We start from the raw sequence: 25,904 nt of genomic DNA, 5'->3' as shown, positions 1-25,904 counted from the left end.
CGCCCGCGCCGCGTTCTACCGCACCGGGTGATACGCGAGGTTTTGCACAAACGCGCGCATTCGCCGGAGTGCCTCTTCAATCAGCTCCACGGAGGTGGCGTAGGAACAGCGGACAAACCCCTCGCCGGGATCGCCAAAGACATTCCCGGGGACCACGGCCACGCCCTGTTCCAGAAGCAGGCGCTCAGCAAACTGCTCCGAGCTGAGCCCGGTGGGGCGGATGTCGGGGAACGCGTAGAACGCGCCGCGCGGCTCGTGGCACGGAAGCCCAATCTCGTTCAGACCCGCCACAATGAGTTTTCTCCGCCTGTCATAGCTCTCCACCATGCGATCCCGCTCGTCGTCTCCGTTTCGCAGCGCCTCGAGCGCGGCCCGCTGCGCCATGTGGGGCGCGCACATGATGGTGTACTGGTGAATCTTGAGCATGGCCGAGATGATGGGCTCTGGTCCGGCCGCGTAGCCGATGCGCCAGCCCGTCATGGCGTACGCCTTGGACATGCCGCTCACCACCACGGTCCGCTCGCGCATCCCGGGGATGGCGGCGATGCTCACGTGCTGGCTGCCATACGTTAGCGCCGCGTAGATCTCGTCGGACACCACAAACAGGTCGTGGCGCAGGACCACGTCCGCGATGGCCTGGAGGTCCTCCTTGTCCATCACGGCGCCGGTCGGATTGTTCGGGAAGCACAGGACGAGCACCTTGCTGCGCGGGGTGATGGCTCGTTCCAACGCGTCCGCGGTGAGGCGAAATCCGTGCTCCGCGTAGGTGGGCAGTTCCACCACATCCGCGCCCGCGAGCAGCGCGCACGGCTTGTAGCTCACATACGTTGGCACGGGGATGAGGACTTCGTCGCCCGGACACACCAGCGCGCGAAGGGCAAGATCAATGGCCTCGCTGCCCCCAACGGTGACGAGAATTTCGTGAGACGGATCGTACGTCAGGCCAAACTTGGTGAGGTATTTCGCGATCTCCACGCACAGTTCAGGGAGCCCCCGGTTGGGCGTGTACGTGGTGTACCCCTGCTCCAGCGAATACATGCACGCCTCGCGGACGTGCCAAGGCGTCACAAAGTCGGGCTCGCCAACGCCGAGCGAAATGACGTCCTGCATCTGGCTGGCGAGATCGAAGAAGCGGCGGATGCCGGACGGGGGGAGGTTGCGAACGACGGGCGACAAACGGTCATACAGCGTGTTCATGGCGTGATCATCAGTCGCCTTTCTCCATCTGTATCGTCGTAGATGACGCCATCCGATTTATACGTCTTGAGCAGAAAGTGCGTCGCCGTGGACGTCACGTTTTCGAGCGTCGCCAGTTTCTCGGAAACGAACCGGGACACCTCCCGGAGGTCTCTCCCGACGACCGTCACCTGAAGGTCGTAACCCCCTGACATGAGGGAGACGGATTTCACCTCGTCGAACCGGTAGATCTTGCGCGCGATGGCGTCAAAGCCTACCTCCCGCTGCGGGAGCACCTTGACGTCGATCACGGCCGTCACCTGATTGACAGGGAGCTTATCCCAGTTGACGACAGCCGAGTAGCGCAGGATGACCTTTTCCTGCTCCAACTCTCGGATGGTGTTTTCGATCACGTCCGGCGTCTCGCCGAGCATGCGCGCGATGGTTTCAGGGCTGAGTTTCGCGTTTTCGTGAAGGAGATCGCAAATCTTCAAGCGCAGCGCGTCGTTCATGAAAATCCCCTCTGAGGCCGCGATATGGCCGACATTCGCATGTGGCTCTCATTGTAACACAGTTTCGCCACATGTGCCGGAAGATTTCGATGAACGAGCGCTGGATTGAAATCGATGAAAAATCCTTTGCGACATGCCAAAATACATGGTACAATAGAGGAAAGTTATGAATCCTGTAGGAGTGATAGGATGCCGAAGACGGTGGAGACCAGCCTGGGTAAGGTGCAGATTGCGGAAGAAGTCGTCGCGAAGATCGCCGGCATGGCCGCGCTGGAGTGTCCCGGGTTGGCCGGCATGGCCCCGCGCCGCCAGGTGATGGATCGGCTGAACGAGGTGCTGAGGCGCGAGAATCTGGAGCGCGGTGTCGATGTCCAAATTGGTCCGAATGGCGATGACGTCAAGGTTGGCCTGTACATCATTGTGCAGTACGGCGTGAACATCTATGACACGGCGGTGAACGTGCAGGAGCGAGTGGCGGACGCGCTCAATCGGTACATTGGCATGGACAACACGCAGATCCATGTATACGTTCAAGGCGTCGACTTCGGCGAGGCCAACCGTTGATAGAAGCACGAAGACACGAAGACGAAAGACGCCGCCGAGCCTGTGCTCGGCGGCTTTATTTGATCACATGCCGTCGCGGGGGCGCCTGCGACTGGCCAATTGAGCTAGCAGCCGCTCCGCAATCCCGGCGATGGATCCTTCTTGCTCCCAGAGGCGCCCGAACCAGTAGAACAGGGCTGCCAACACGGCGAGCAACACCATCCGCCAGAATCCGACAATCATCCAGACCACCCACACGGCGACGCCCAATATGAGGCCATGATAGCGATGTGGCAGGTTCACGAACCATTCCCAAGCGCCTCGCAGGGTCTCACGCACCGGTACCACTCCAAACGCGCATGGCTCGGTTGCTGTCGCCGAGTTCTGTGACCTGGACGAGGACGCGCTCGACAGGGACGTGCGTCGTCTCTTCCAGGTACGACTTGACTGCGTTCTGCGCTTCCTTGGCGAGCGCGGCGATGTCGATGTCGGGCAACACGCGCATGCGCAGCGTCAGAATCAGTCCTCCCTGGCCCTGGCGCACGACCGTCTCGAAAGAGGCCACGCCTCTGAGCTGCGATCCGCGCCGGTTGGCCAATTGCACGATGGTGTCATAGGTAATGCGGATGGGGCCGTGATCGCCCGAAACCATCACAGCGTCCAGTTTCGGATCCCGCCGCCGCCGGAAGAACAGGAACCGGATGGCGATGAGGGCGGTCACGCCGCCCACGACCATCGTCACGATGTTGTACGGCTGTCGAGTAAGCTCCATTTGAGCCCAGCCAATGGGGACGGCCGCGCCAACGAGCACCACGGCGACGCCGAGGACCAGGGCTACGACGGACAGGACGAACAAGAGCAAGCGGTCAAACAGATTCACCTTCATTCCCCCCAAGCGCTATTTCGCGCGCTACTCGTGCAACTGATCCTTCGCTTTGTCGGCTGCTCGATCCGCCGCGTCCTTCGCCGCGTCGGCGCCGCGCTCCACGGCTTCCTTGGCTTGCTCCAACCCGCGCTGGACGGCGTCCTTCGCCGATTCCACGCCTTCCTTCACCGTCTGCTTCGCGTCCTCCACGCGCGCCTCCGAAGGGGTCACTTCCGCGTTCGAAGTCACTTTGTCTTTCACCTGTTCGACCGTGTTCTTCGTCGGTTCGGCGGCCTTCTGTGCCGCGTCCTTGGTGGCTTCCGCCGCCCGATTTGCCGCGTCCTTCACCGTTTCGGCGCCTTGTTGCGCCGCGTCTTTAGACGCTTGGTAAGCGGACTGCGCCGCGTCCTTCACGGCCTCCACGCCCTGCTGCGCCTTTTCGGCTGCGGCGTCCACGACCTGCTGGGTCTTTTCCTTCGCCGTTCCGATGGCCTCCGCGGCCGCGTCCTTCGTCGCCTGTGCGGCGGACTGAACCTTGTTTTTCGCCGTGTCGTAGCCCTGCTTCACCAGATCCGTTCCTTGTTGAATCAGATTGGAAACTTTGCCCGGCAAGCCAAACCCCTCGCTTTCATCGTCTTCCTCACGAAGCGACAATCCCACGACGTGCACGTGAACTGCGGATACGCGGAGACCGGTATACTGCTCGACCGACGCCTGCACGTGCTCCTGAATTTGCGCCGCGACGTCGGGAATGCGGACGCCGTAGCGCAGCACGACTTGCACGGTGAGGGTGCACGCCTGTGATTCGTTCGAAAACTCGACCTTCACCCCGCGCGTGAGGTTGCGACGGCCCGTGATCTGCTCAGCGAGGCCGCTGACGGCCGAGCCGCCCATTTTGGCCACGCCGTCAATCTCCGAGAGCGCAACGCCTGCAATGGTCTGAATCACGTCCTCTGCAATGTGAATCGTGCCGCTTTCCGCCAGCGTGTACTCCAAGTTGGCCATGCGCCTCTTCCCCTTTCACGAATGAGAATCTCATGACATCCGTCAGACCGGACATGGGTCAGGCTGTCCGCAGGGAAGTCGACCCACCTTCCTTTCGTGAACATTTCGTTTGTGTGTGATTGTATCAAAGAATAGATAAAAAGGAAAGCAACTAATCAAAACTATTGATTTTGTATATCTATACATGTTGTGTAAATGCATCTTTTTGTTCCCTTGCCTCGATGTTGGATGACTGGCTATGTGTCGCATGCAGCCGGAAGCGGGTCAAAACCTGGAGAGTCTTCACCTTTGAGCACGCGCTCGGGGCAAATCTGTGATGTCGTAGCAGAGGGTGTCCATGGGCCCCACCTCGCACGGTCGAAACGTGCGAGGGCACCATGTTCGGATGCCGTACTGGCTTCGGTATGCTGACACCAGCATAACCCATGCAGCGAGGAAGGACAACCTGTTCTTGTCGATGAGGCGCGAAGTTCGTCGAGCGGGCAGGACTGTTCGGCCCCGCGCCATGGGGCGCCGCACACTGGATACCTTACAGGGGTTTCGTATACAATTGCCTTGGAACCGCTCGAATCCTGAAGGCGGCTTGATTCGACATCGGAGGGTGAAACGTGGAAGAATCACACACACATTCGCACAGCTACGAGCCAATCAAGGCCGATCTCGTCCGCCGTCTGCGGCGTATCGAAGGCCAGGTGCGTGGGCTTCAGAAAATGGTGGAAGACGGGCGCTATTGCGTAGACATCCTCGTTCAGATTGCTGCGGTCAAAAGCGCGCTCCACCAGGTGGGGCTCTCCGTCTTGGAGTCCCATACGCGCGGGTGCGTGGCTGACGCGCTGCGGGAGCGGGATCGCGAAGAAGAAAAGGTCGATGAACTGATTCAAGTGCTCCGACAGTTCACGAAACTGTGAGCGGAGGGGGTCTCTTTCACAGGGAGAGGAGGTGACATCGTGGCGACGACTATCTTGCGCGTGAAAGGTATGACCTGCGACGGCTGCGTGCGCGCTGTGACACGTGCGCTCACGGCTGTCGAGGGTGTGTCCAACGTGGACGTTAGCCTCGAGAAGGGAGAGGCTGTGGTTCAGCACGCCGACTCGACGCCCGTTTCCGCCATTCGGAATGCCATCGAGGAAGCGGGGTACGACGTGGAGTGAGGCCCTTCATCTCGGCCGAGATCCACTCCTTGTACGAGATCGATCTTGGTTTCCTCTTGCGGTAGACAGCGGATCTCACTCCGTTTAGAATTGGGGAAGAGACGAGCCGCCTGGTGCGGCCGCGAGGGGAGGCGGCGAGCATGAAGCCTTTTCTCAAGTGGGCAGGGGGCAAATATCGCCTTCTGCCCCACATTCAGCGCGTGCTGCCGCCTGGTCGGCGGTTGATTGAGCCGTTTGTGGGCTCGGGAGCGGTGTTTCTGAATACCCGCTACGACGCCTACGTGCTGTCGGATATCAACGCGGACGTGATCGCCTTATATCGCGTGCTCAGCCTGCACGGCGAGGCGTTCATCGAAGACTGCAGGCGGCTTTTTGTCCCCGAAAACAACTGCCCGGAGGCCTACTATGCGCTCAGGGAGGAATTCAACGCCTCGCGCGATCCGGTCAGGCGCGCCGCTCTATTTGTCTACCTGAACCGGCATGGGTACAACGGGCTCTGCAGGTATAACGCGGAAGGGCGGTTCAACGTGCCGTTTGGCCGATACAAGCGACCCTATTTTCCCGAGCGGGAAATGCGATATTTCTGCGAAAAAGCCCGGCGCGCCCAGTTTTTATGCGTTGATTTCCGTGAAGTGATGCGCATGGCCGAGCCTGGCGATGTGGTGTACTGTGACCCGCCGTATGTCCCCCTCTCGAAAACCGCAAACTTCCGCCAGTACGCCGCACAGGGCTTCGGGGATGCGGAACAACGGGATCTTGCTTGCATCGCGGAGGAGCTCGCTGACCGCGGGATTCCGGTGCTCATCTCCAACCACCTGACACCTTTCACCGAGCGCGCGTATCGCCGCGCGGAGTGTCGATCCCTGCAGGTTCGTCGGCCCATCAGTTGCCAGGGCGCTCGGCGGGGATACGCGCCGGAAGTTCTCGCGCTGTTCGCGCCGAGATCGCGTTGAACCTGTTTCGCCGCCGCGTCGTCCATCACCGTGGGTAACGGATGGCGCGCATTCGGCGCACACAGGAGGGATGGGCATGTCCACGGCGCGCGTGAGTACGCGGCGCATACGGCCTTTCGTCAGCAAAGTGCCGGAAATCACCGTGTGGTTTTGGGTGGTCAAGCTCCTCACGACGGCAATGGGAGAAGCGACCTCGGACTTTTTGGTCTTGCACTTCAATAAATACTTGGCAGTGGTGGTCGGCGCCATGGCGTTCGGGATTGCGTTTTGGCTTCAGTATCGCGCCAAGCGGTATATCCCGTACATCTACTGGGCCTTCGTCACCATGGTGGCCGTGTTTGGCACCATGGTGGCCGACGCCATTCACATCGTGCTCGGCGTGCCCTACTGGGCGTCGACGACGGCGTTTGCGATGATGTTGGCCGCAGTGTTCATCACCTGGTATCGCGTGGAGCGCACGCTCGACATTCACAGCATCGTGACCAAGCGGCGCGAACTCTTTTACTGGGCAGCGGTCCTCGCGACCTTTGCCATGGGCACGGCTTGCGGCGACATGACGGCCACTACGCTTCATCTCGGCTACTTCGCGTCCGGTATCCTGTTCGTGGTGCTGTTCGGCGGGCCTTTCGTGCTCAAGCGCTGGGCAGGCATGAATGAGGTCTTCGCGTTTTGGTTCTCCTATGTCATGACGAGGCCCCTTGGGGCGTCTTTTGCGGACTGGCTGGGCGTCGAGAAAGCGTACGGCGGACTGGGCTTGGGGCGAGGGGCCGTGGCACTCGCCACAACGGTCTGTATCATCGTCGCTGTCAGTTACTTGACGATCACGTCGAAAGACCAGCCCAACGAACCTCTCGTGTCGAATTTGTAACAACTGCACAAACATGACCGTTTCGACGCCTGCGTGAGATATCTTCCATTGATTCGCGTGTCCGCACTCGATACACTAGGCGTGTGATCCAAAAGGCCTCGTATAATGCTGGGAATATGGCTCGGCAGTCTCTACCAAGCGACCGAGAATCGCTTGCGCTACGAGGCCGTTGTCATAGAGCGGTGCCGCGATTGGCTGCTCCCGTGAGCTGGGGACCATGGCTCGCGCGTGGGCGCGTCGTGCCCGATCTCTCCGTCAACGGCCTCATGGCGAGACGAACCACCGGGTTCGGTCGCCCGAGGTCTTTTCTGTTTATCACCAAACCAGAGGGGGAGTTCGGCCATGGCCACCGCGGACGAGCTTCGTCAAACGGCGCAGGTCGACGAGGCGTTTCGCCTCGAAACAGAGGGCAACGGCATCATCGCGGAACATCATCGGCACGGGATGCCGCGCGAATTGTTCTACGTATGGTTTGCCGCAGTCCTGACGTTCACCGGCGTCGTGACTGGCCAACTTTTCACAGGCGTCTTCGGCTTGAACGTCTGGGAGAGCCTTCTCATCGTTCTTTTGTGTTCCATCTCGTTTGCGGCGCTCGGTCTCTATGTGGCGACCGGTCCGCGCGCGGGCACGGTGACGCTCACCATCTCTCGGGCCGCGTTCGGCGTGCACGGCGGCAAAATCCCGGCGTTTTTCAGCTGGTTCACAGCCGTCGGGTGGGAGAGCGTGACCATGGTGCTGACCGTGTGGGCGATGCTCAGCCTCGCGCAGTACGTTGGCCTGCCGTCGACAGGCGTTGGACCGACGCTCGTGGCGCTCGTCATCACGCTCTTTCTCACGTATCTGGTGCCCATCCTGGGCCACGCGACGCTCGTCGTCATGCAGCGCGTGCTGGCCGTTATCCTCGCGGCCTGCACGGTGCTTGTGCTCTTCGCTGTGCTGCCTGACGTTAAATGGAATTTCAATCCGCCCGCAAGCGCGTTGGCTGCACACGGCGTGTTTCCGACGTTCCTGCTCGCGCTCTCGGTCGGACTCGCGAGCACGTTCTACGGTTGGGCGAACTTCGCGGCGGACTATTCCCGTTATCTACCGAAGGATACCAAGACGAGCCGGATGGTATGGGCGACTTTCCTTGGCGGTGGCCTTGCCAACTTTATCATGATGGGGCTTGGCGTGGTGCTCGGCACCATGATTAACGCCAAAGCCTTCTCTGAGAATCCCGTCATGGCCATCGCGAAAGCCATTCCGGAATGGGCCGCCATTCCATTTCTCATTGTAGTGGTGCTCGGCGACATTTGCGCCAACTACCTGAACGCCTACAGCTCCGGCATGAGCTTCTTGTCCATGGGAATTCGGCTCAAGCGTCACTACGCAGTCGCGCTCGACGGCGCCATCTGCACGGCGATTGGCATCTACGCCCTGTTCTTCTCCAACAACTTCGTCGATTTCTTCGAGAATTTCCTGGACCTCATGATCACGGTCATGGGTCCGTGGGCGGCGATTTACATGGTGCACCACTACGTGGTCCGCGGGCGGTATGCCGCAGACGATCTCGTCGACACGTCTCCAAGCTCCGTGTACTGGTACAACGGCGGCTTCAACTGGCGCGCCATCTTCGCGTTTGTCATCGGCGCGGTAGCGACGTTCCTGTCTGTCAATAGCGCTTTGTGGCAGAGCCCGCTGACGAACGCGTGGTTCGGAGGAGCAGATGTGTCGGCGTACGCAGCGCCCATCGTGACAGGCATCGTCTATCTCCTCATTTCGCCGAGGCGCGAACGTGCGAACACGCAAAAGGTGGAGGCGAAAGCCTCCTAAATCCTCAAAACGGCTAGGAGAACGGCTTGGCCGCGCGGATGTTGCGCGGCCTTTTGTGCGTTTGGATGGTCCGAGATTTCAGAAAGAAACTTGCCTCGCTCGCATATCCGTCCTATGATGAGAGTACACGCTACACACACGGGAGCTCGGTGTCACCGGGCTGAGAGGGCGGCTATGGAGCTGCCGACCGTTGAACCTGATCTGGGTAATGCCAGCGTAGGGACTTCTGATGGCGTGCAGATCATGACAACCGAGCGCTTGTGCGGTAGGTGGTTTCGTGCGCTTGGAGCGGGGACCTGTCCGGCCGTGCAATGCGCGAGATCCCCTGCGAATCCCCAAAGGTCAGGGCTATTGGTCGCCCCATCCGCCCTCCCGTACGAGGAGGGTCAATCGTGATGAGCACAGGTTTTGCCCCGTATTTCCCTTCAAGTCGAAAGGTGTACATCGTGGGTTCGCGGCCTGATGTGCGCGTTCCCATGCGACAAGTCGAATTGGAGCCCACGCGCAGCGCTTCAGGACTTCGAGAAAATCCTCCGCTTCGTGTATACGACACAAGTGGGCCGTACACGGATCCGGGTGTCAAGCTGGATCCACGCCGAGGTCTTCCGGCACTTCGCGCGACTTGGATCGACGAGCGCGGAGACACAGAGTGGAAGGAACCAACTCGGCCGGCCGAGGTGGATCCGACGCTTGTCCCTTTCCGCCGTCAAGCTCGGCGCGCAAAACCCGGCCGGATCGTCACGCAAATGCATTATGCGAAGCGCGGCATTGTCACGCCAGAAATGGAGTTCGTGGCTATCCGCGAGGGGATGGACCCTGAGTTTGTTCGCCAGGAGGTGGCGAGCGGACGGGCCATCATTCCGGCAAACGTCAATCATCCGGAATTGGAGCCCATGATCATCGGGCGCAAATTTCACGTGAAGGTGAATGCGAATATTGGGAATTCCATCGTGTCTTCTTCACTTGAAGAAGAGGTTGAGAAAATGCGTTGGGCCATCCTGTGGGGTGCCGACACGGTGATGGACCTGTCAACAGGCAAGCACATCCACGAGACGCGCGAGTGGATCGTGCGCAATTCCCCCGTGCCCATCGGCACGGTGCCCATCTACCAGGCGCTGGAGAAGGTGGGCGGGAGCATTCCGGATCTGTCGTGGGAAGTGTACCGTGACACGCTCATCGAGCAGGCGGAGCAAGGCGTCGATTATTTCACTATCCACGCGGGTGTGTTGCTTCGCTACATCCCGCTCACGGTCAACCGCGTGACGGGCATCGTCTCGCGCGGTGGATCGATCATGGCTGCGTGGTGCCTTGCCCATCACAAAGAAAACTTTCTCTATACGCACTTCGACGAAATCTGCGAGATTCTGGCCGCATACGATGTTTCGATTTCGCTCGGCGACGGCCTGAGGCCGGGATCGATAGCGGATGCGAACGACGAAGCCCAGTTCGCGGAACTCGAGACGCTCGGGGAGCTGACGAAGCGGGCGTGGGACCACGATGTCCAGGTGATGATTGAAGGGCCTGGGCACATTCCCATGCATCTGATTAAGGAGAACGTCGTGCGCGAGCGCGAGACCTGTCATGACGCACCGTTTTACACGTTGGGGCCCATTGTGACGGACATCGCCCCGGGCTACGATCACATCACATCGGCCATTGGCGCGGCGATGATCGCTTGGCACGGCACGGCGATGCTGTGTTATGTGACACCGAAGGAACACCTCGGGCTGCCCAACCGGGACGATGTGAAGGAGGGCGTGATCGCTTACAAAATCGCTGCGCACGCCGCCGACGTGGCGAAGGGCCATCCACGAGCGCAGCAGTGGGACGATGCGCTGTCGAAGGCGCGATTTGAGTTTCGTTGGCGCGACCAATTCCACCTGGCGCTCGATCCTGTCCGGGCCGAGAGCTTTCACGACGAGACGCTGCCGGCGGAGCCCGCGAAAACCGCGCACTTCTGCTCGATGTGCGGGCCGAAGTTCTGCAGCATGCGGATTACGCAGGACATACGCGCATACGCACAAGAGCGGGGGCTCGAGCCCGAGGAGGCGATTGCCGAAGGCATGCGCGAGAAGGCAGAGGCGTTTCGGGCCGGTGGGGGAGACGTCTATCGGTGAAATGGGTTTGCACAGAAAGGCCGTTCCGATGCGGAGCGGCCTTTCGTCATGGAGACGCGATGGCGACGGTTGGGCTTCCTTCAGCGGGGCCGCCGACGATCTCGGCGGATCAACCATCGCCGCTCGATGCGCTTTAAGGCCATTGGCGAGCGCTTCAATGGGGCCGCCGACGATCTCGGCGGATCAACAAAAATGGAGAGAAGGCGATCGATCGTATCGTATCGCTTCAATGGGGCCGCCGACGATCTCGGCGGATCAACGACCTCGCATGTCTCGCGATGGGCGTGACGCGGCAGGCTTCAATGGGGCCGCCGACGATCTCGGCGGATCAACACCGACGAAGTGGCGGCTATCCGTGCGAGCGGCTTGGCTTCAATGGGGCCGCCGACGATCTCGGCGGATCAACCGGAACGGTCATCAGCTTGCTGACCGACGCAGTGTTGCTTCAATGGGGCCGCCGACGATCTCGGCGGATCAACGATAAAATTACCGGGGCTTGCATAAGTAGAGGGATAAAGCTTCAATGGGGCCGCCGACGATCTCGGCGGATCAACTGCGCCGACCTCGACGACGCGCTTACCGAACAGGAGCTTCAATGGGGCCGCCGACGATCTCGGCGGATCAACTCTTCTCGCTCGATCCCACGTCTGGCGCGGACTTTCGGGCGAAAAACGCGAACCTGTCCATGAAAGTGACATTTCCTGTCGAATGACTAGCACCATCATACCCTCGTTTTGCTTAAAAGTCCAGATCTCATGCGAATTTCTCCTTTTACGCGAACCTCCGGCCTCGTGATTAGCGATTCAGGTTCGCGCACAGGTGACTCGAACTCCCTCATAGGTTGGTCCGATTCCGCTGGATGTTGGCTAACAACATGTGGTTTACGCGACTGTCCGTTCCATTGCGGCTGCTTGCAGGTTCGTGGAACCTCGGGTATGCCCAGGCTACAGGGTGGGCATACTTCGACTATCACGAAAATCTCCATGCGAGCGAGGCACGGTATGTCATGGATGACGATTGGCAAATTCCTATCTCCGCGCTTCAGCACTATGCGTACTGTCCGCGTCAATGTGCGCTCATCCATGTGGAACAGATCTTTCTTGAGAATGAACTCACCACGAACGGCCATCTCCTACACCGTCGGGTCGACGAAGACCGTGTCTTTTCCGCGCGCGGACACAAGATGGTCACGGGCATGCGCGTGTGGTCGGATCGCCTTGGGCTCATCGGTCGCTGTGATGTCGTCGAATGGCACGGAGAGACGCCGTATCCCATTGAGTTCAAACATGGGAAGACACGTCAAAGTCTCGCGCAACGTATCCAGCTATGTGCGCAAGCTCTTTGTCTCGAAGAAATGTTTCAGACCCAGATACCTGAGGGAGCTATTTTTCACATCCACAGCCACCGAAGATCACGTGTGCTGCTGGATGATGCTCTGCGCGCCCAAACAATGGACGTGATCGCCCGTGTGCGAGAGATGCTCATTCGGAACGATGTGCCAGGACCTGTAGAAGACCGGCGTTGTGTCCATTGTTCTCTTCAACCCGCCTGTCTTCCACACTGGTCCAAACAGCCTTCTGACAAGATGTTCTGGCGTATGATCGAGCAAGATCTGGGAGGTGAAGCGACGTGCCGCCCGTGATCCTCAAAACGCTCTTTGTGCAGCGCGACGGCGCTGTCGTTCGCGTGCACCACGATGTCGTGATGGTCACCTTGGATGGCGAGACGCTCCTGCGTGTACCTTTCCACATGTTGGAGTCTATTGTCGGCATCGGCCGCATTTCCTTTACGGGACCCCTGCTCGAACGCTGTGCGGCTGAAGGCCGATCCGTCGTGCGCATGACACGCGGCGGTCGCTTCCTATACCGCATAGAGGGTCGCCTTTCGGGTAACGTCTTGCTGAGAACCGCACAGCACGAGGCGGTCCGTTCCCCGGAGCGATCCCTTGCCATCATGCGGGCCATCGTCGCGGGGAAGATCCACAACCAGCGCCAGCTCGTTCTGAAGGCTGCACGGGATCTCGCAGATCCGGCGGATCGCGCGGCCGTTCGCGACGTGGCCGACGATCTCGCCCGCGAACTTCGCAAACTTCCATCTGCTTCACATCCCGACGAGATCCGCGGCATCGAGGGTTCGAGCGCACGTCGCTATTTCTTGGCGTTCAGGCATCTTCTCGCGCCCTCAGTTCGGGACGCGTTGTCCTTCGACGGGCGAAATCGACGTCCGCCGCGCGACCCTGTGAATGCCGTCCTGTCCTTTCTCTATTCGCTCATCACGCGCGACGCAGAGAGTGCCTTGCTCGGGGTGGGACTGGATCCACAGATCGGGTTTCTTCACACGCTTCGCTCGGGGCGACCGTCCCTTGCTCTCGATTTGGTGGAGGAGATGCGGCCCATCTTGGCCGACCGCGTCATGTTGTCCCTCTTCAACCGACGTCAGTTGCAATCCTCTGACTTCGAGGTGCTGCCCGGTGGGGCTTGGGAGTTGACCGAAACAGGTAGGAGGACTCTCTTCGCCGAGTGGGACAGGAGAAAGCAGGTCGAGATCGAGCACCCCTTGCTTAAGCAGCCCGTCTCTTATGGGCGACTGCTCGACGTACAGGCGAGGATCCTCGCCCGGGCCATCCGCTCCCAAGCGCATGGCTACACGCCGTTTCTCTACCGAGGCTGAGGAGGCAAGTGCATGTTTTATGTCGTGACCTACGACGTGGCCACGGATACAAAGGAAGGTCAGAGGCGCCTTCGGCGCATCGCGCAGGCTTGCGAGGGATACGGTCAGCGCGTGCAAAAGTCGGTATTCGAGTGCGTCCTGGATCAAACGCGCTACGTGGAATTGATACATCGGCTTGGGGACGTGATCCGGCGCGACGAGGACAGCGTGCGCATCTATCGGACAGCAGACTTCACGCGAAATAACCTGGTGGTGATTGGGAAGGATCTCGGGCTCCGTCTGGATTCACCGTGGACCATCTGAAGGTGACATGGGTGGATGCGACTTCCGGATCTTTACGATGAGAGGTCGGGAGACGCATGTCCTTATGAACATGTGGCTCATAAACGGATCTACCTTCAAATGGGCCCGACCTCTCACCTGTATGCTACGTCGAGGAGCGCAATGAGTCAATTTGTGTAGGAACCGCGGCACCCACACTTTTTGTTGAACAACCTCCGCATGTCCTGCATCGGACGTCCATGGCCTCCGTTGATCTCAGGCACCACAACGAAAATCTCCACAGTGAACCTCCTCCGTCAAGCAGATGACACAGCGTAAGACGGCATGTCGCATAAAATGAATTTCTACATACGTTTATGAGTGGTTGATTTCTCGAATCGATTGGTCTATATTGGTGGTGAGGGACGGGCTAGGCATGTAAGACACGTTGTAGAGCCAGATCCACTCCTTTGATCCTTGATCGTTCTTAGAATTAGGGGGTGATTCCAAAGAGTTTGTATATTCAATCCGAGCGAAAGTGGGAACTTCACACGGTGCCGCACTACATCCCTGGATGAGCGGGGTCACTCTTATTCTCCTTCATCGCCAAGGTGCTCTCCTTGGGGGTGGAATCCGATTTGTTCCTTAACAATTGAATACTGCCCAAGAAGGTGACGTGAATGCAGTTCTTTGAATTTTTCATGAAAGCTACCGGTGCGCCACCTTATCCATGGCAGAGCCGGTTGGCCACCGCCCCTACGTGGCCGGACTTGCTACGCATTCCCACCGGTGCAGGCAAGACGGGCGCCATTCTTGCGTGGGCGTGGCGCAGGAAGTACGGCGGCGATGCGCTTTGCTCGCAAACTGGGAGGCGGCTCGTGTACGTTCTACCGCAGCGGGCGCTCGTCTCCCAGACCGCCGATGCGGCCCGCACCTGGCTTTCTAGGCTAGGCCTCCAGGGGGAAATCGGTCTTTCGGTGCTGATGGGCGGATCGGTCGATCACGCCTGGGAGCTCGAGCCGGATAAACCGTGGATCCTCATTGGCACCCAGGATCAGATTCTTTCTCGCGCGTTGAACCGCGGCTACGGTGGCGTGAGCCGCTTCCGCTGGCCACTTCAGTTTGCCATGCTGCACAACGACGTCCAGTGGATTGTGGACGAAGTCCAACTGTTTGGCGATGGTCTCGCGACGACCGCACAATTACAGGCCTTCCGAGAGCAATTGGGCACGTTCGGTCCTGCGCACACGCTCTGGATGTCCGCCACTGCCTCTCCGGAATGGCTGCAGACGGTGGACATGCGCAACGCTGGGCGGGAGCTTCAAGTCTGGGAGCTCGATGAGGCGGATCGTCAAGCGCTGAGCCGGCGCCTGATGGCCTCCAAGCCTATCCATCGCTGTCCCGTGGAGCTTCGCGGGAGGCTCATCAAAGATGCGTCGGCTTACGCGAAAGCACTTGCCGACTGGTTGGCAGCCGAGGGCCCGTTGGATGGCCTTGCACTCATCGTTCTCAATCGCGTCAGCCGCGCACAAGCCGTGTTTCAGGCGCTGTGCCGAGCCATGCCAGACAAGGATATTCGCCTGGTCCACGGCCAGTTTCGCGGACGGGATCGCGCCTGGCTCGCCGAAGAGGCGCGCACGCTCAGCGACAGGCGCGCCATCCTCGTGGCCACGCAGGTCGTCGAGGCCGGCATGGACATCGACGCGGCCCTCATGGTCACGGAGCTCGCGCCTTGGACGAGCCTGGTGCAACGCTTTGGACGGTTGAATCGCACGGGGGCGCGCGAATCGGCCAAAGCTTACTGGATCGACGTGGACGTCGCGGACGAGCAGGCTTGTCTGCCGTATTCGCCAGAGTCTCTCGAGCGAGCCCGCGTCCAACTCGTTCAGCTTCGGGATGTGGGGCCGGCGCATCTCCCGCGCGACGTCGAACCGCTCACGTACGGCCGCGTCCTCCGGCGGCGAGATCTGCTGCAGCTTTTCGACACGACGCCGGATCTGAGCGGAAACGACATCGACGTCTCGCCGTTCATTCGCGAGGTGGAAGACCGCACCGTGTCCGTGTGTTGGGGTACATGGGAAGGTGAGGATCCGCCCGAGGGGCTAAGGGAAGTGTCGGAGGAAGATGTGTGCCGCGTGCCACTCTCCAGGCTGCAGGACTACCTGAAGCGGAAGGGGCGCGGCGAGCGGACCCGCGTCGCCTACACATGGAATCCCATCTTTGGACGTTTTGATGTCGTGTCTGAGCAGCGCGTGTTTCCCGGCTGGCTGTACCTTCTGCGCGCTGAAGACGGAGGGTATGATCCGCGCCTGGGCTTTGATCCCGACAGCTGGACCGAGGTACCCCATCCCGTCCAGGTGCAGCCCTCGTCCGAAGTGGATGCGGAAGACGCCGAAGAAGACAACGGCCCAGCACCTTCGCGCCCTGTGACGCTGGCTGAGCACACGATGGATGTCGTGCGGGAAGCGCAGGCATTACACCATCTCGCCGGCGACGACGCCATGGCCGACGCCTTGTGCGAGGCGGCATTCTGGCACGATTCCGGCAAGCGCCACCTGCTCTTTCAGGCGAAGCTGCGGTTGGCCATGCTCGGCGAAGAGCGGTACCGGGCGCAATATGGGGGCGAAACGGGCCACCTGTATCCCCCCGACGATGCGGAACTTCTCGCCAAGAGCGGCACGGAGTCTGGGCCAGTCACCCATGCGAGTGTGCTCATGTCTCCCGTGGTTCAGGATGGCGAAGCTGCCGCTCAAGAAGGCGTCGCCACGGAGGAGCTTTCCGCCCTTGCGGCGCGCAAAATTCGTGGCTTCCGACACGAGCTGGCGTCTGCCTTGGCGTATCTCGACGCCGTGCCGCCCGAAGCGGTGAACGACCTTCGGACGCGCCTAGTGGCCTATCTCGTCGCGGCGCACCATGGAAAAATTCGCGGACAAATTCGGTCAAGCGCAACGGAGCAGGCTCCGGCAGATGGCAGGCCGTTCGCGCGCGGTGTCTGGGAAGGGGATGAGCTCGAGGCGTATTCCATCCCAGGGCTCGGCGGTTGGCCTCAGGCGCGACTGAGCCTTTCTGTGATGCACATGGGCACGGACCAGCGCGGCAGAGAGAGTTGGACCGAAGGCGTGCAGCGCTTGCTTCAAGCGTACGGTCCCTTTCGACTTGCTTGGTACGAGGCGCTTCTGCGCGTAGCGGATGGCCGCGCGTCGCGCAGAGAGGAGGTGGAATCGCGTGAACCATGAAATACGTTTGAACGGCTGTCGCCCGGTACCGATGGCCGGGTATCTCAAGGCGATGGCCGTTTTGCGGCTGCTCGCCGAGCAGCGCGATCCGCATGCCCGCGGCTATTGGAACCAAGACGTGTTCTCCATCCAAACCGAACTCTCGCCGGATCAACTCGTCGATTTCTTCCTGCGCGAGTATCGGCCCACGCCCATCATGGCGCCTTGGAACGGGGGCGGGGGGTTCATCCGCGGAAAGAACAGCGAGCCGGTGGACTGGCTCCGCAACACGAGCGGGGAGCGGTTTCGTCCCTATCGAGACGCTTTGCACGCCGTGGATCGCGTGCTCGCCGACACGCCCTTGAACGACAAACCCAAAGAGGAGGACAAAGCTAGGCTCGTCGCGCGGCTGCGGGCTGAACTGCCAGACGAAGCAGTGGAGTGGCTCGACGCCGTCGCGGCCATCACGGCTGACCGTCTGGGCTTTGCCCCCCTGTACGGAACCGGCGGCAACGACGGCAACTTCGAGTTTACGAACAACTTTATGCAGCGGTTACGGGAGATGTTTCAGCCGGACGGGACGCCGACCGATGTGGCCGAGCGGCTGCTCCGCGCCGCTCTGTTCGAGGAGCCGGTGAACGGCCTTCTCAACGTATCGATTGGCCAGTTCCATCCAGGGCAAAACGGTGGGCCGAACGCGGGCCCGGGATTCGAAGCGAGTCGCCGCGTCAATCCGTGGGACTTCATCTTTTCGCTCGAAGGCGGCCTCCTGTTCTCCGCAGCGGCTGCCCGCAAGTTTGGGCGCCAGTACACGGATTTCACTTATCCGTTTACCGTTCGGGCGGCTTCAGGGGGTCAAGGCGCCATGAGCGTGTCCGATGAAGGCCAAAAGGCGCGCGCGGAGATGTGGCTCCCGCTCTGGCGTCGCCCAGCCTCCCTCCCCGAGCTCGAGCAATTCCTCCAAGAGGGCAGGGCACAGGTCCGTTCGCGGCTCATGTCGGTCGGATGGCGCCCTGCGCGCACCGGCGTCGACTTCGCGCGCGCGTGCGCGGAGCTCGGCATCGACCGCGGTGTCGAGAGCTTCCAGCGCTACGCGTTTCTTGAACGCTACGGGCGCATGTACTACGCCGTGCCCCTCAGCCGCTTTCACGTCCGGCGCCGCCCCGAAGCGGACGTCTTGGACGATCTCGACCGCTGGTTGACGCAAGTTCAAAGTCTCCCGTCGACGAAGGAGCCGCCGCTGTCCGCGTTGTCCGCGCTCCGCCGCGTGGAGGACGCCGTGTTTGACCTGTGCCAGCACGGCGGCGCTGACCGTGTCCGGGCCCTCATCGTGGCGGTTGCGCAGCTCGACCGCGTGGTGTCGCGGCGGGCAGACTTGCGCGATCGCGTCGAGCCTTTGACGCTGGCGTCACAAGCGTGGATTGAGCAAGCTTGGCCCCAGGATCCCAGGGAGCAGGCCGAGTTTGCGATCGGCCTCGCCATCGGCACGATGCGGGATGTCGGCGAGATCCGCCATCGCCAGTATTTTGCACCGGTCGTCCTGCATGAGCGCCGCACATGGCAGTGGGTGGGCGACAAGGAGATGCCGTCCGCGCGCGTGCGACTTGCCTTCGACAGCCCGGACCTCGTCCGCTGCTTGCTCACGCTCGCCGAACGCCGCTTGCTGGACGAGGAACGCTTGCGTCAGCGCAAGGACGAGCCGGAGTATGTCCAACAAGACAGGAAACATCAAGACGGCGAGGATGAAGATAAGCCACAACTCAAGTCCAAGCTTGGCTTCCATAGCCGTCAGCAGCCGTTCGCCGCCCATCTGGAGCATCTAGAGCGGTTTTGGTTCGGCGAGACGAGGGACGCTCGCATCCTCGACTACGCATGGGCGTTTTCAGCATATCGGGGCAATCCGCCGAGTGTCTTGCGTCACGACGACCCGTGGGAACGGCGCGTCGCGGCGACACGCGCATGGATCCCGTATCTCTACGCGCTCTTGCGCATCACCTTCACTTCAGAGCGCGACCTTCGCCGTGCGCTCGCGTTCGTCTCGCGCCGTCACCTAGGACAGCCACCGGCAGTGGATGACTTCGCCCTTCCCGTGCCGCGCGACGTGTTTGCGCTCCTCGGTGCGGATCGCCCGACAAACGCCGTGCGCGCCCGCGAAGTGTTGGAGCGCCGCTTGCTGGCGAGCGGGCTTCCGCCGCGCCACCGCGGCACGGACACCTTCGGACTTTCGCCGCGCCGCGTCCTCGCGTCGGCGATTGTGCCCATCCAATCCAGGTCGCTCGAGGTCCTTGTGTCTCGCCTGTGGCCGAACCAGGACGAGAACGCCGGCTCCTCAGCGAAGGAAACCTTGTTCGAGTTGTGAGAAAGGGGTTTTGTCGATGGCCATCTCGCTTGAACGCCTCAACGCCGCGCCGCGCCTGATCATCCGCGCGGAGCTAGTCCCAATCGCAGGTACGCGGTTCCAGCCCACTGGTTTTCCCGATCTCGGCGCGGCCGAGTACGATCATCCGACGGAGCCTTACCGCATGCTGCTTGTCGAGTCGCCGCAAAGTATGGCCAACCGCATGGAGAAAGTGTGCTGGGACGACGCGGCCAAAGACTGGCGCCCGCCGCTCAAAGGTCTGCCGCGAGTCGACGTGTACGATCAACATGGAGAACTGCTGACGAATTCCGTCCTCGAGGCGCATCGGCTCAACTCGCCGTACATCCTTGAGAGCAAGGATACGACGGTGATGGATCTTCTTAAACGAGAACTTGGCCTGCTCGGTGAGTCCCTTCCCGTGGATGTATCGAAACTCGCTCGCACCGTGTTCAAGTATGATCCAAACGCCGTTCTCCACGGGCTGTTTCTCGCCAAGAAGGAACTTGCAGGGGGCCGGCTCCGCCTCGCGCGCCTGTTGTCCGCCTTCGTCGAGGCCGAGGACGCTCGGGTCGCGCCGAACGGCGGTGTGAAGAACGATCGCGTCAATCCCACGGGGCCCACGAATCAAGGTTTCGGCAACGTGCCGTTCCATCGCGACGAGTACGTGGCCCGTCGCATCGACGCGTACTTCGTGCTGGACCTTGCTCTGCTCCGCTCGTATGGGCTTGGCGACATTGCGGAAACGTTCCTTATCCTCTTTGCTCTGTACAAAATCCAACACTTCCTGGATGAAGGGCTTCGCCTGCGCACGGCCTGTGATTTCGACGTCAAACACGTGGAAGTGCTTCGGCCGACCGAGTTTCAACTACCGACCGCGGACGAGATCGACCGTGAACTTCCTGGACTCATCGAGCGCCTGCGCGCTGAGGGGCTTTTCGCGGCGGAAAATCTGCGTGTGCGCTATGATGTCAAGTCGTGATGGCGACACTGGACAAGGGAAGTGGCCACGTGGTTGGGATTGAGTTTTGTTTCCTCGCGGGAACCTATCACGCCACGCCGTGGGGGCGCCACGCCAACGAGGCGGATGTCGAGTGGCCGCCTTCGCCATGGCGCATCCTGCGGTCGTTCATCGGAGTGTACCACCGCTATAGCCTCTCCAAGCGTTACGACGAGGACGTTCTGCGGCGCTTGATTGAGGGGCTGGCGGCGGAACGGCCCATGTACAGGCTGCCTAGCGCGGTGCACACGCACACCAAGCACTTCATGCCCATCGCCGGTGGGAAGACGACCCTCATCCACGACGCGTTTTTGCGCGTGCTGCCGGGAGATCCGCTCGGCGTGTACTGGTTGGAGGCGCACCTCGACGCCGAAGCGCTCGCATTGCTCGACGAGATCGCCACGCTCATGCCCTATCTTGGCCGCGCGGAAAGCTGGGGTGAGGGGCGCCTCGTCCGCGAGCCGCCCGACCGTTGGGACGCCATGCCCATCGACGTGGACGGGGCCTGCGAACTGCTCGACCGAGCGGAAGGCGAGATTGTGGACCTCCTGGCCCCCGTGACGCCGAGCGAGTGGCCTCGCGTGCGCAGCCAGTGGCCGACGGGAGGCCGCAAATCGGGCCTCGCCAGCGTGAACCATCTTCTCGATGCCTTACGCCTCGGTACCGACGTCATCGAGAAGGAGCGGCTCAACATGCCCGTCGGTGCCACCCATCTCACGTACGTTCGCCGCAAGTTGGATTTGCGGTCGGACTCACGGCGTGCCGCACCGTGCCGGATGGACATGCCGCACGTCCAAGCGAATGTGGCGCGCTTTCGCCTTGTAAGCAAGGTGCCGACGCGGATCATCTACGCGCTCGATGTGGGCGAGGTGATGCATACGGCGCTCGACTCGATGGCCGCCAGAACAGGTCTCGCGATGCCTTCCTTGACCGGGCGGGATCCCGAGACGCGAGGACCGCTGCGAGACAATCACCGACATGTGTTCATTCTTCCGGTCGACGAGGATCTGGACGGACATCTCGATCACGTCGTGGTCTATAAGCGCGAGCCCTTTGATCGGGAAGAGGTGAAGGCCCTTCAGGCGTTGCACCAATTGAAGACGCCGGCGTGGTGGCCTGGGCGAGAACGACGTTGGGAGTTGTACCTCGAGGGCCTGTGGTTCGTGCGAGCGGGCTCCGTCTCGCGGGAAGAGGCGGGGCCGAATGTGCCGGACGCCTATGTACGGCCGTCGCGCGTCTTCACCTCCATCACGCCGTATCTGCATCCGTGGCATTGGAAACGAGGAGGCGCGAAGTTTGGGCCGGCGGATCAGATTCGAGAGGAGCTTCGCCGGCGGGGGTTTCCGGAACCAGTGGCCGTCGAACCGCGTTCCCAGATCCGCTTGGCGGGTCTGCCGTATGACGCGCGGAAGTTTCGCAAGTTGCGCTATGGCGTACGGCAGGACATCCCGGCGCGGGCGGGCGGTCTGTGGCGGATCGAATTTGCGGAGCCCGTGTACGGGCCCATCGCGCTGGGGGTCAATTGTCATCACGGTATGGGTCTGTTTTATGCCGGAGAACTGGACAGCGTGAAATTCACGGACGAACGGCACGCAAGTGGAAAAAGCTGAAGCCCAAGGGCGAGATCGAGGGGCGCTCCTTTCGACGAAGGGAGCGCCCTTCGCCTTCCCTTTAGCCTTCAACTGCCCCTTCACCCACCCAACACCGTCATCCAGATCCGCACACATGTCGCGGCGATGAGCGCTGCAAGCAGCCAGCGCAGCCAGCGCGCATCCGTGCGTCGGCCCAACGTTGCCCCGAGCGGCGCCCCCACGGCGCTCGCCCAGGCCAACACAAGCGCCGGTCCCCACATCACCTCATGTGCCGCCCACTTGCCCACAAAACCGCCGAGCGACGCGACAAACGTGATGGCAATGGACGACGCGATGGCCACGCGCGTCGGAATTCGCAGGACGCCGAGCAGAATGGGCATCAGAAGAAACGCGCCCGCGGATCCCACCACGCCGGAAAACAGGCCTACCAGCCCTCCGAGTCCTATCGCGAGCGGACGCGGATAGTTTATCTCGTCCACGTCGCCGCGCAGTTCGTCCGAGGAGGAGGGGCGCAGCATGAGGAGCGTCGCCGCCGTCGCGAGCAACGCGTAAACGAAATTCACAACGCGCTCCGAATAGAAGTGCGCCATGTAGGCGCCCACGAAGCTTCCGGCGAGCATGGCCAGGCCCATGTCGCGGATGAGTCGGCGGTGCAGATAACCCGACTTCCGGTACGCCCACGCGGCGGCCAGCGATGCGCACAGGACCTGCACTGAACTGATCCCAGCCACCTGATGTGCGGTGAATGCGCCCACGCCGAGGAGCGGGGGCAGATACAAGAGCAGCGGATACTTGACGATGGCGCCTCCGACGCCCACCATGCCGGCCAGCACGGATCCCGCGAAGCCAATCGCGAGAAGCGTGGCGAACATCTCCCAATTCACGCGCGTCACCTCATCTTGTCCGTCGGATGATACAAGCTATGCGCGCGATCGCCGAAATATACCTAAGGGGGTATATTGACAGGCGCGCAGGCCGTATGTATACTATACCCCGTACCGTAATTGAGGAGGTCGTCGCTGGATGCGGCGGCGAAGGAAGCGTACGATAGGACGAGGAGGTGACGAACATGAGTCAAGTGCGCGGAATGCTTGCTCAGGATCTGGAGGAGCGATTGAAGCGCGGGGAAAAGTTACAGATTATCGACGTCCGCGAACCCGCGGAAGTGGCTTCGGGGATGATTCCTGGCGCGAAGAATATTCCGCTCAGCCAGTTGCAGGAGCGGTTTCGGGAGATTGACCCGCATCAGGAGACCGTGATGGTCTGCCGAAGCGGAAACCGGAGCGAGCGCGCATGCCAGTTCCTGATGGCCCAAGGGTACTCGAATCTGTGGAACCTGATGGGCGGCATGCTCGGCTGGCGCGGGCCGGTTGAGTGAAGGCCATCCGCCGCATGTTGAGCTTGATGATGTTGAGCTGAATACGTGGATGCCATTTGGGGAGGAACATCATGTCGAAGAAAGTCGCCATCATCGCATCGAACGGCGGCCTCGAAACGGCCTACAAAGTGCTGAACATCGCCATGGCGGGTGTCGCCACGGACGCCGAGGTTGCCATCTTCTTCACCTTCGAAGGTCTGAACATCATCCACAAGCATTCGGCGCAACTGCTGAAATTTAAGCCGGAAAACGAGCCGTTTGCAGAGAACTTCAAGAAGCACAACGTGCCATCCATCCAGGAGATGCTTCAGATGGCCAAGGAGAGCGGCGTCCGGCTCATCGCTTGCCAGATGACCGTCGACGTGATGGGCCTCAAGCCCGAGGATTTCATCGACGGCGTCGAGTTCGCCGGGGCCGTCAACTTCCTCGACTTCGCGTACGACGCGGACGTCACCGTGACCTTCTGAACGCGCTTTGTCCCATGTGCACCGCCGCGGCCCGCGCCGCACGCGCGGGCGGCTCGCGCGGTTTGGATTCAGCTCTATCTTTTTTGAAGGTTCGCACATGACGCCACGCCAGTTTCGGCGGGCGATGGTATAGAGAATCCACATAACACGGCTAGGAGGCTGAACAGCGGATGAGTTCTACAGGCCAGACGCAGGCGTACACCGTCGACAAGCTGATTGACTGCAAAGGGCTTTCGTGCCCCATGCCGATGGTCCGCACCAAGAAGGCCATTGACGAGATGGAGGCCGGTCAGGTGCTTGAAGTGCTGGCGACCGATCCCGGCTCCGTCGCGGACATCCGCAGCTGGGCGACGCGCACGGGCCATCAGTACCTTGGCACGGTGGAGAAGGATGGCGTGTTTCGCCACTACATCCGCAAGGCTGCGCCGGACGAGGCGAAGCCCGAGAAGAAGTACCCACACGTGGCGTCGAATGAGGAGCTCGCGGAGCGCGTGTCGAAGGGCGACGCGGTCGTGATTGACGTGCGCGAGCCGATGGAGTACGCCTTTGGCCACATCCCGGGGGCTGTGCTGATTCCGCTCGGAACGCTCGAAGCCCGCATCGACGAACTGAAGGCGTACGAGGGCAAGGACATCTACGTGGTATGCCGCACCGGCAATCGCAGCGACATGGCCTGCCAGATTCTCGCCGATCACGGCTTTACGCGCGTGAAAAACGTCGTGCCTGGCATGTCGGCGTGGAACGGGCCTGTGGAGCAGTCGGAGGTGGAGGAATGATGGAATTGACGTTGACGGCTTGGACACCGGCAGAAGTGTATCATCGCATCCTTCGCCGCGAGCCGTTCTTCCTCCTCGACGTGCGCAACGAGGACGCATTCGCGGACTGGCGCATCGAGGGGGACGGGATCGAAACGATGAACGTGCCGTATTTCGAGCTGCTAGATGGTGTCGATGCGCTGTTGCCAAAACTTCCGCGAGACAAGGACATCCTCGTGGTGTGCGCAAAAGAGGGGTCGTCCAAGTTTGTCGCGGAGGAGCTCGTGAAGGCGGGGCTTCAGCGCGTCGCCTATCTGCAGGGCGGCATGCGGGCCTGGAGCGAGTACCTGCACCCGGTGAAGGTGGGGGACGTGGCAGGAGGCGCGCTGTATCAGTTCCTGCGCGTCGGCAAGGGATGCCTGTCGTACGCCGTCGTCTCAAACGGCGAGATGGCCGTGGTCGATCCGTCGCGGTTCGTCGACATATACCTGCAGTTTGCGAAGGAGCAGGGTGCGAAGCTTGTCGCCGTGATCGACACGCATTTGCACGCGGATCACATCTCGGGCGGGCGCGCGCTGGCGGAGGCAGCTTCGGCCGCGTACTATCTGCCGCCGGGCGATGCTAGCGAGGTGACGTACGCGTACCATCCGCTGAACGACGGCGATGAAATCCGCATTGGCGACAGCCGCATTGCCATCCGGGCGCTTCACTCGCCGGGTCACACGCCGGGCAGCACGTCGCTCGTGGTGGATGGCCAGTACCTGCTCTCCGGAGACATTCTGTTTGTGGGCTCCATTGGCCGCCCGGATCTCGCGGGGCGCGCAAAGGAGTTCGCGCCGGATTTGCGGCGGACGCTGTACGAGACGTATCGCCAGCTTCCCGGCCATCTCGTGGTGCTTCCGGCGCACTACGCGTGGGCGTCCGAGGTGAACGAGCAAGGCTGCGTGTGCGCCACGTTGTCGGAGCTCTACGAGAAGAACCCGGGGCTTCAGATTCAGGACGAGGGCGAATTCTTCACGACGGTGACGGAGAACCTGCCGCCGCAGCCGAATGCGTATCAGCAGATCCGGATGGCGAACATGGGCAAGCTGACGCCGAACCCGGACGAGGCGAGCGAGATGGAGATTGGTCCGAACCGCTGCGCGGTGCACGGCTGAGCGTGACAAGCGTCTCAAGGGTCTTTTGTGCCCGGTTCAATACCCAGACCT

Annotated in this window: 24 protein-coding genes, 1 CRISPR repeat array and 2 riboswitches; of the genes, 18 read left to right on the top strand and 6 right to left on the bottom strand. The window is 61.2% G+C overall.

What is annotated here, in order from left to right:
* Positions 1–15 precede the first annotated feature (15 nt).
* Complete coding sequence (locus AC27E8_RS09475) at positions 16–1,197, bottom strand: aminotransferase class I/II-fold pyridoxal phosphate-dependent enzyme (RefSeq protein ID WP_487099182.1); 1,182 nt, start codon at positions 1,195–1,197, stop codon at positions 16–18.
* Positions 1,194–1,688: an Lrp/AsnC family transcriptional regulator gene (locus AC27E8_RS09470; protein ID WP_014465682.1), complete on the bottom strand. Its 495-nt coding sequence runs from the start codon at positions 1,686–1,688 to the stop codon at positions 1,194–1,196. Before AC27E8_RS09470 ends, AC27E8_RS09475 begins: the two co-directional genes overlap by 4 nt.
* 189 nt (positions 1,689–1,877) lie before the next feature.
* Between AC27E8_RS09470 and AC27E8_RS09465 the strand changes: the two genes are divergently transcribed.
* Positions 1,878–2,252: an Asp23/Gls24 family envelope stress response protein gene (locus AC27E8_RS09465; RefSeq protein ID WP_487099183.1), complete on the top strand. Its 375-nt coding sequence runs from the start codon at positions 1,878–1,880 to the stop codon at positions 2,250–2,252.
* Positions 2,253–2,315: 63 nt separating this feature from the next.
* Here the strand turns inward: AC27E8_RS09465 and AC27E8_RS09460 are convergent, their stop codons facing one another.
* Genes AC27E8_RS09460 through AC27E8_RS09450 form a run of 3 tightly spaced genes read right to left on the bottom strand, consistent with a single transcriptional unit; the run spans position 2,316 to position 4,101 of the window.
* Positions 2,316–2,570: a DUF2273 domain-containing protein gene (locus tag AC27E8_RS09460; RefSeq protein ID WP_487099184.1), complete on the bottom strand. Its 255-nt coding sequence runs from the start codon at positions 2,568–2,570 to the stop codon at positions 2,316–2,318.
* A complete protein-coding gene (gene amaP / locus AC27E8_RS09455) occupies positions 2,563–3,117 on the bottom strand; it encodes an alkaline shock response membrane anchor protein AmaP (RefSeq protein ID WP_487099185.1) in 555 nt (184 codons plus the stop codon). Before amaP ends, AC27E8_RS09460 begins: the two co-directional genes overlap by 8 nt.
* A 24-nt stretch (positions 3,118–3,141) precedes the next feature.
* Entirely contained in the window at positions 3,142–4,101 is a 960-nt protein-coding gene (locus tag AC27E8_RS09450; protein WP_487099186.1) for an Asp23/Gls24 family envelope stress response protein, read from the bottom strand.
* A gap of 608 nt (positions 4,102–4,709) precedes the next feature.
* Between AC27E8_RS09450 and AC27E8_RS09445 the strand changes: the two genes are divergently transcribed.
* The 13 genes from AC27E8_RS09445 to csb2 all read left to right on the top strand — a co-directional run bounded on the left by AC27E8_RS09445 (position 4,710) and on the right by csb2 (position 22,114).
* Positions 4,710–5,009 (top strand): metal-sensitive transcriptional regulator, encoded by a 300-nt coding sequence (locus tag AC27E8_RS09445; RefSeq protein ID WP_487099187.1) that lies wholly within the window; start codon positions 4,710–4,712, stop codon positions 5,007–5,009.
* A gap of 39 nt (positions 5,010–5,048) precedes the next feature.
* Positions 5,049–5,252, top strand: a complete 204-nt coding sequence (locus AC27E8_RS09440; RefSeq protein WP_487099188.1) for a heavy-metal-associated domain-containing protein — start codon at positions 5,049–5,051, stop codon at positions 5,250–5,252.
* 140 nt (positions 5,253–5,392) lie between these two features.
* Complete coding sequence (locus tag AC27E8_RS09435; protein ID WP_487099189.1) at positions 5,393–6,205, top strand: Dam family site-specific DNA-(adenine-N6)-methyltransferase; 813 nt, start codon at positions 5,393–5,395, stop codon at positions 6,203–6,205.
* Positions 6,206–6,281: 76 nt separating this feature from the next.
* Entirely contained in the window at positions 6,282–7,073 is a 792-nt protein-coding gene (locus tag AC27E8_RS09430; protein WP_487099190.1) for a COG4705 family protein, read from the top strand.
* Positions 7,074–7,151: 78 nt separating this feature from the next.
* Positions 7,152–7,254: riboswitch (purine riboswitch) on the top strand.
* 161 nt (positions 7,255–7,415) lie between these two features.
* Positions 7,416–8,885, top strand: a complete 1,470-nt coding sequence (locus AC27E8_RS09425; protein ID WP_487099191.1) for a purine-cytosine permease family protein — start codon at positions 7,416–7,418, stop codon at positions 8,883–8,885.
* A gap of 128 nt (positions 8,886–9,013) precedes the next feature.
* A riboswitch (TPP riboswitch) is annotated at positions 9,014–9,126 on the top strand.
* A gap of 154 nt (positions 9,127–9,280) precedes the next feature.
* Complete coding sequence (gene thiC, locus AC27E8_RS09420; RefSeq protein ID WP_487099285.1) at positions 9,281–11,002, top strand: phosphomethylpyrimidine synthase ThiC; 1,722 nt, start codon at positions 9,281–9,283, stop codon at positions 11,000–11,002.
* Between the two features lie 77 nt (positions 11,003–11,079).
* Positions 11,080–11,628: direct repeats of the CRISPR family, unit length 37 nt; unit sequence GCTTCAATGGGGCCGCCGACGATCTCGGCGGATCAAC.
* 380 nt (positions 11,629–12,008) lie between these two features.
* Positions 12,009–12,644 (top strand): CRISPR-associated protein Cas4, encoded by a 636-nt coding sequence (gene cas4, locus AC27E8_RS09415; RefSeq protein WP_487099192.1) that lies wholly within the window; start codon positions 12,009–12,011, stop codon positions 12,642–12,644.
* Positions 12,632–13,672 carry a type I-C CRISPR-associated endonuclease Cas1c gene (cas1c, locus tag AC27E8_RS09410; RefSeq protein ID WP_487099193.1) on the top strand — a complete coding sequence of 347 codons (1,041 nt, stop codon included), beginning with the start codon at positions 12,632–12,634 and terminating at the stop codon, positions 13,670–13,672. Before cas4 ends, cas1c begins: the two co-directional genes overlap by 13 nt.
* Positions 13,673–13,684: 12 nt before the next feature.
* Positions 13,685–13,975: a CRISPR-associated endonuclease Cas2 gene (gene cas2 / locus AC27E8_RS09405; protein WP_487099194.1), complete on the top strand. Its 291-nt coding sequence runs from the start codon at positions 13,685–13,687 to the stop codon at positions 13,973–13,975.
* A gap of 638 nt (positions 13,976–14,613) precedes the next feature.
* Positions 14,614–17,169, top strand: a complete 2,556-nt coding sequence (gene cas3g, locus AC27E8_RS09400; RefSeq protein WP_487099195.1) for a type I-G CRISPR-associated helicase/endonuclease Cas3g — start codon at positions 14,614–14,616, stop codon at positions 17,167–17,169.
* Positions 17,159–19,507 carry a type I-G CRISPR-associated protein Cas8g1/Csx17 gene (gene cas8g1, locus AC27E8_RS09395; protein ID WP_487099196.1) on the top strand — a complete coding sequence of 783 codons (2,349 nt, stop codon included), beginning with the start codon at positions 17,159–17,161 and terminating at the stop codon, positions 19,505–19,507. The genes cas3g and cas8g1 overlap by 11 nt, the downstream gene beginning before the upstream one ends.
* A 16-nt stretch (positions 19,508–19,523) precedes the next feature.
* Positions 19,524–20,486 carry a type I-G CRISPR-associated RAMP protein Csb1/Cas7g gene (cas7g, locus tag AC27E8_RS09390; RefSeq protein WP_487099197.1) on the top strand — a complete coding sequence of 321 codons (963 nt, stop codon included), beginning with the start codon at positions 19,524–19,526 and terminating at the stop codon, positions 20,484–20,486.
* The gene (gene csb2 / locus AC27E8_RS09385; RefSeq protein ID WP_487099286.1) at positions 20,486–22,114 is read left to right on the top strand and encodes a type I-G CRISPR-associated protein Csb2; all 1,629 of its coding nucleotides are present in this window, start codon (positions 20,486–20,488) and stop codon (positions 22,112–22,114) included. Before cas7g ends, csb2 begins: the two co-directional genes overlap by 1 nt.
* Positions 22,115–22,194: 80 nt before the next feature.
* Here csb2 and AC27E8_RS09380 read toward each other — a convergent pair whose 3' ends face one another.
* On the bottom strand, positions 22,195–22,980 hold the full coding sequence (locus tag AC27E8_RS09380; RefSeq protein ID WP_487099198.1) for a sulfite exporter TauE/SafE family protein: 786 nt from the start codon (positions 22,978–22,980) through the stop codon (positions 22,195–22,197).
* 185 nt (positions 22,981–23,165) lie between these two features.
* Between AC27E8_RS09380 and AC27E8_RS09375 the strand changes: the two genes are divergently transcribed.
* From AC27E8_RS09375 to AC27E8_RS09360, 4 genes are all read left to right on the top strand, one after another.
* Positions 23,166–23,474, top strand: coding sequence for a rhodanese-like domain-containing protein (locus AC27E8_RS09375; protein ID WP_487099199.1), 309 nt, complete (start codon positions 23,166–23,168; stop codon positions 23,472–23,474).
* Positions 23,475–23,545: 71 nt separating this feature from the next.
* Entirely contained in the window at positions 23,546–23,941 is a 396-nt protein-coding gene (locus AC27E8_RS09370) for a DsrE/DsrF/DrsH-like family protein (RefSeq protein WP_487099200.1), read from the top strand.
* Positions 23,942–24,111: 170 nt separating this feature from the next.
* Positions 24,112–24,717, top strand: a complete 606-nt coding sequence (locus tag AC27E8_RS09365) for a sulfurtransferase TusA family protein (protein ID WP_014465656.1) — start codon at positions 24,112–24,114, stop codon at positions 24,715–24,717.
* A complete protein-coding gene (locus tag AC27E8_RS09360) occupies positions 24,714–25,853 on the top strand; it encodes an MBL fold metallo-hydrolase (protein WP_487099201.1) in 1,140 nt (379 codons plus the stop codon). The genes AC27E8_RS09365 and AC27E8_RS09360 overlap by 4 nt, the downstream gene beginning before the upstream one ends.
* Positions 25,854–25,904 lie beyond the last annotated feature (51 nt).

This window comes from Alicyclobacillus sp. CIJ1, assembly GCF_057538885.1.
This window is presented reverse-complemented; position numbering and strand designations above follow the sequence as displayed.

What these genes read in the sequence shown, in the direction of transcription:
- AC27E8_RS09475 (WP_487099182.1), bottom strand. Translation starts at nt 1,197, where the DNA reads ATGAACACGCTGTATGACCGTTTGTCGCCCGTCGTTCGCAACCTCCCC.
- AC27E8_RS09470 (WP_014465682.1), bottom strand. Translation starts at nt 1,688, where the DNA reads ATGAACGACGCGCTGCGCTTGAAGATTTGCGATCTCCTTCACGAAAAC.
- AC27E8_RS09465 (WP_487099183.1), top strand. Translation starts at nt 1,878, where the DNA reads ATGCCGAAGACGGTGGAGACCAGCCTGGGTAAGGTGCAGATTGCGGAA.
- amaP (WP_487099185.1), bottom strand. Translation starts at nt 3,117, where the DNA reads ATGAAGGTGAATCTGTTTGACCGCTTGCTCTTGTTCGTCCTGTCCGTC.
- AC27E8_RS09450 (WP_487099186.1), bottom strand. Translation starts at nt 4,101, where the DNA reads ATGGCCAACTTGGAGTACACGCTGGCGGAAAGCGGCACGATTCACATT.
- AC27E8_RS09435 (WP_487099189.1), top strand. Translation starts at nt 5,393, where the DNA reads ATGAAGCCTTTTCTCAAGTGGGCAGGGGGCAAATATCGCCTTCTGCCC.
- AC27E8_RS09430 (WP_487099190.1), top strand. Translation starts at nt 6,282, where the DNA reads ATGTCCACGGCGCGCGTGAGTACGCGGCGCATACGGCCTTTCGTCAGC.
- AC27E8_RS09425 (WP_487099191.1), top strand. Translation starts at nt 7,416, where the DNA reads ATGGCCACCGCGGACGAGCTTCGTCAAACGGCGCAGGTCGACGAGGCG.
- thiC (WP_487099285.1), top strand. Translation starts at nt 9,281, where the DNA reads ATGAGCACAGGTTTTGCCCCGTATTTCCCTTCAAGTCGAAAGGTGTAC.
- cas4 (WP_487099192.1), top strand. Translation starts at nt 12,009, where the DNA reads ATGGATGACGATTGGCAAATTCCTATCTCCGCGCTTCAGCACTATGCG.
- cas2 (WP_487099194.1), top strand. Translation starts at nt 13,685, where the DNA reads ATGTTTTATGTCGTGACCTACGACGTGGCCACGGATACAAAGGAAGGT.
- cas3g (WP_487099195.1), top strand. Translation starts at nt 14,614, where the DNA reads ATGCAGTTCTTTGAATTTTTCATGAAAGCTACCGGTGCGCCACCTTAT.
- cas7g (WP_487099197.1), top strand. Translation starts at nt 19,524, where the DNA reads ATGGCCATCTCGCTTGAACGCCTCAACGCCGCGCCGCGCCTGATCATC.
- csb2 (WP_487099286.1), top strand. Translation starts at nt 20,486, where the DNA reads ATGGCGACACTGGACAAGGGAAGTGGCCACGTGGTTGGGATTGAGTTT.
- AC27E8_RS09375 (WP_487099199.1), top strand. Translation starts at nt 23,166, where the DNA reads ATGAGTCAAGTGCGCGGAATGCTTGCTCAGGATCTGGAGGAGCGATTG.
- AC27E8_RS09370 (WP_487099200.1), top strand. Translation starts at nt 23,546, where the DNA reads ATGTCGAAGAAAGTCGCCATCATCGCATCGAACGGCGGCCTCGAAACG.
- AC27E8_RS09365 (WP_014465656.1), top strand. Translation starts at nt 24,112, where the DNA reads ATGAGTTCTACAGGCCAGACGCAGGCGTACACCGTCGACAAGCTGATT.
- AC27E8_RS09360 (WP_487099201.1), top strand. Translation starts at nt 24,714, where the DNA reads ATGATGGAATTGACGTTGACGGCTTGGACACCGGCAGAAGTGTATCAT.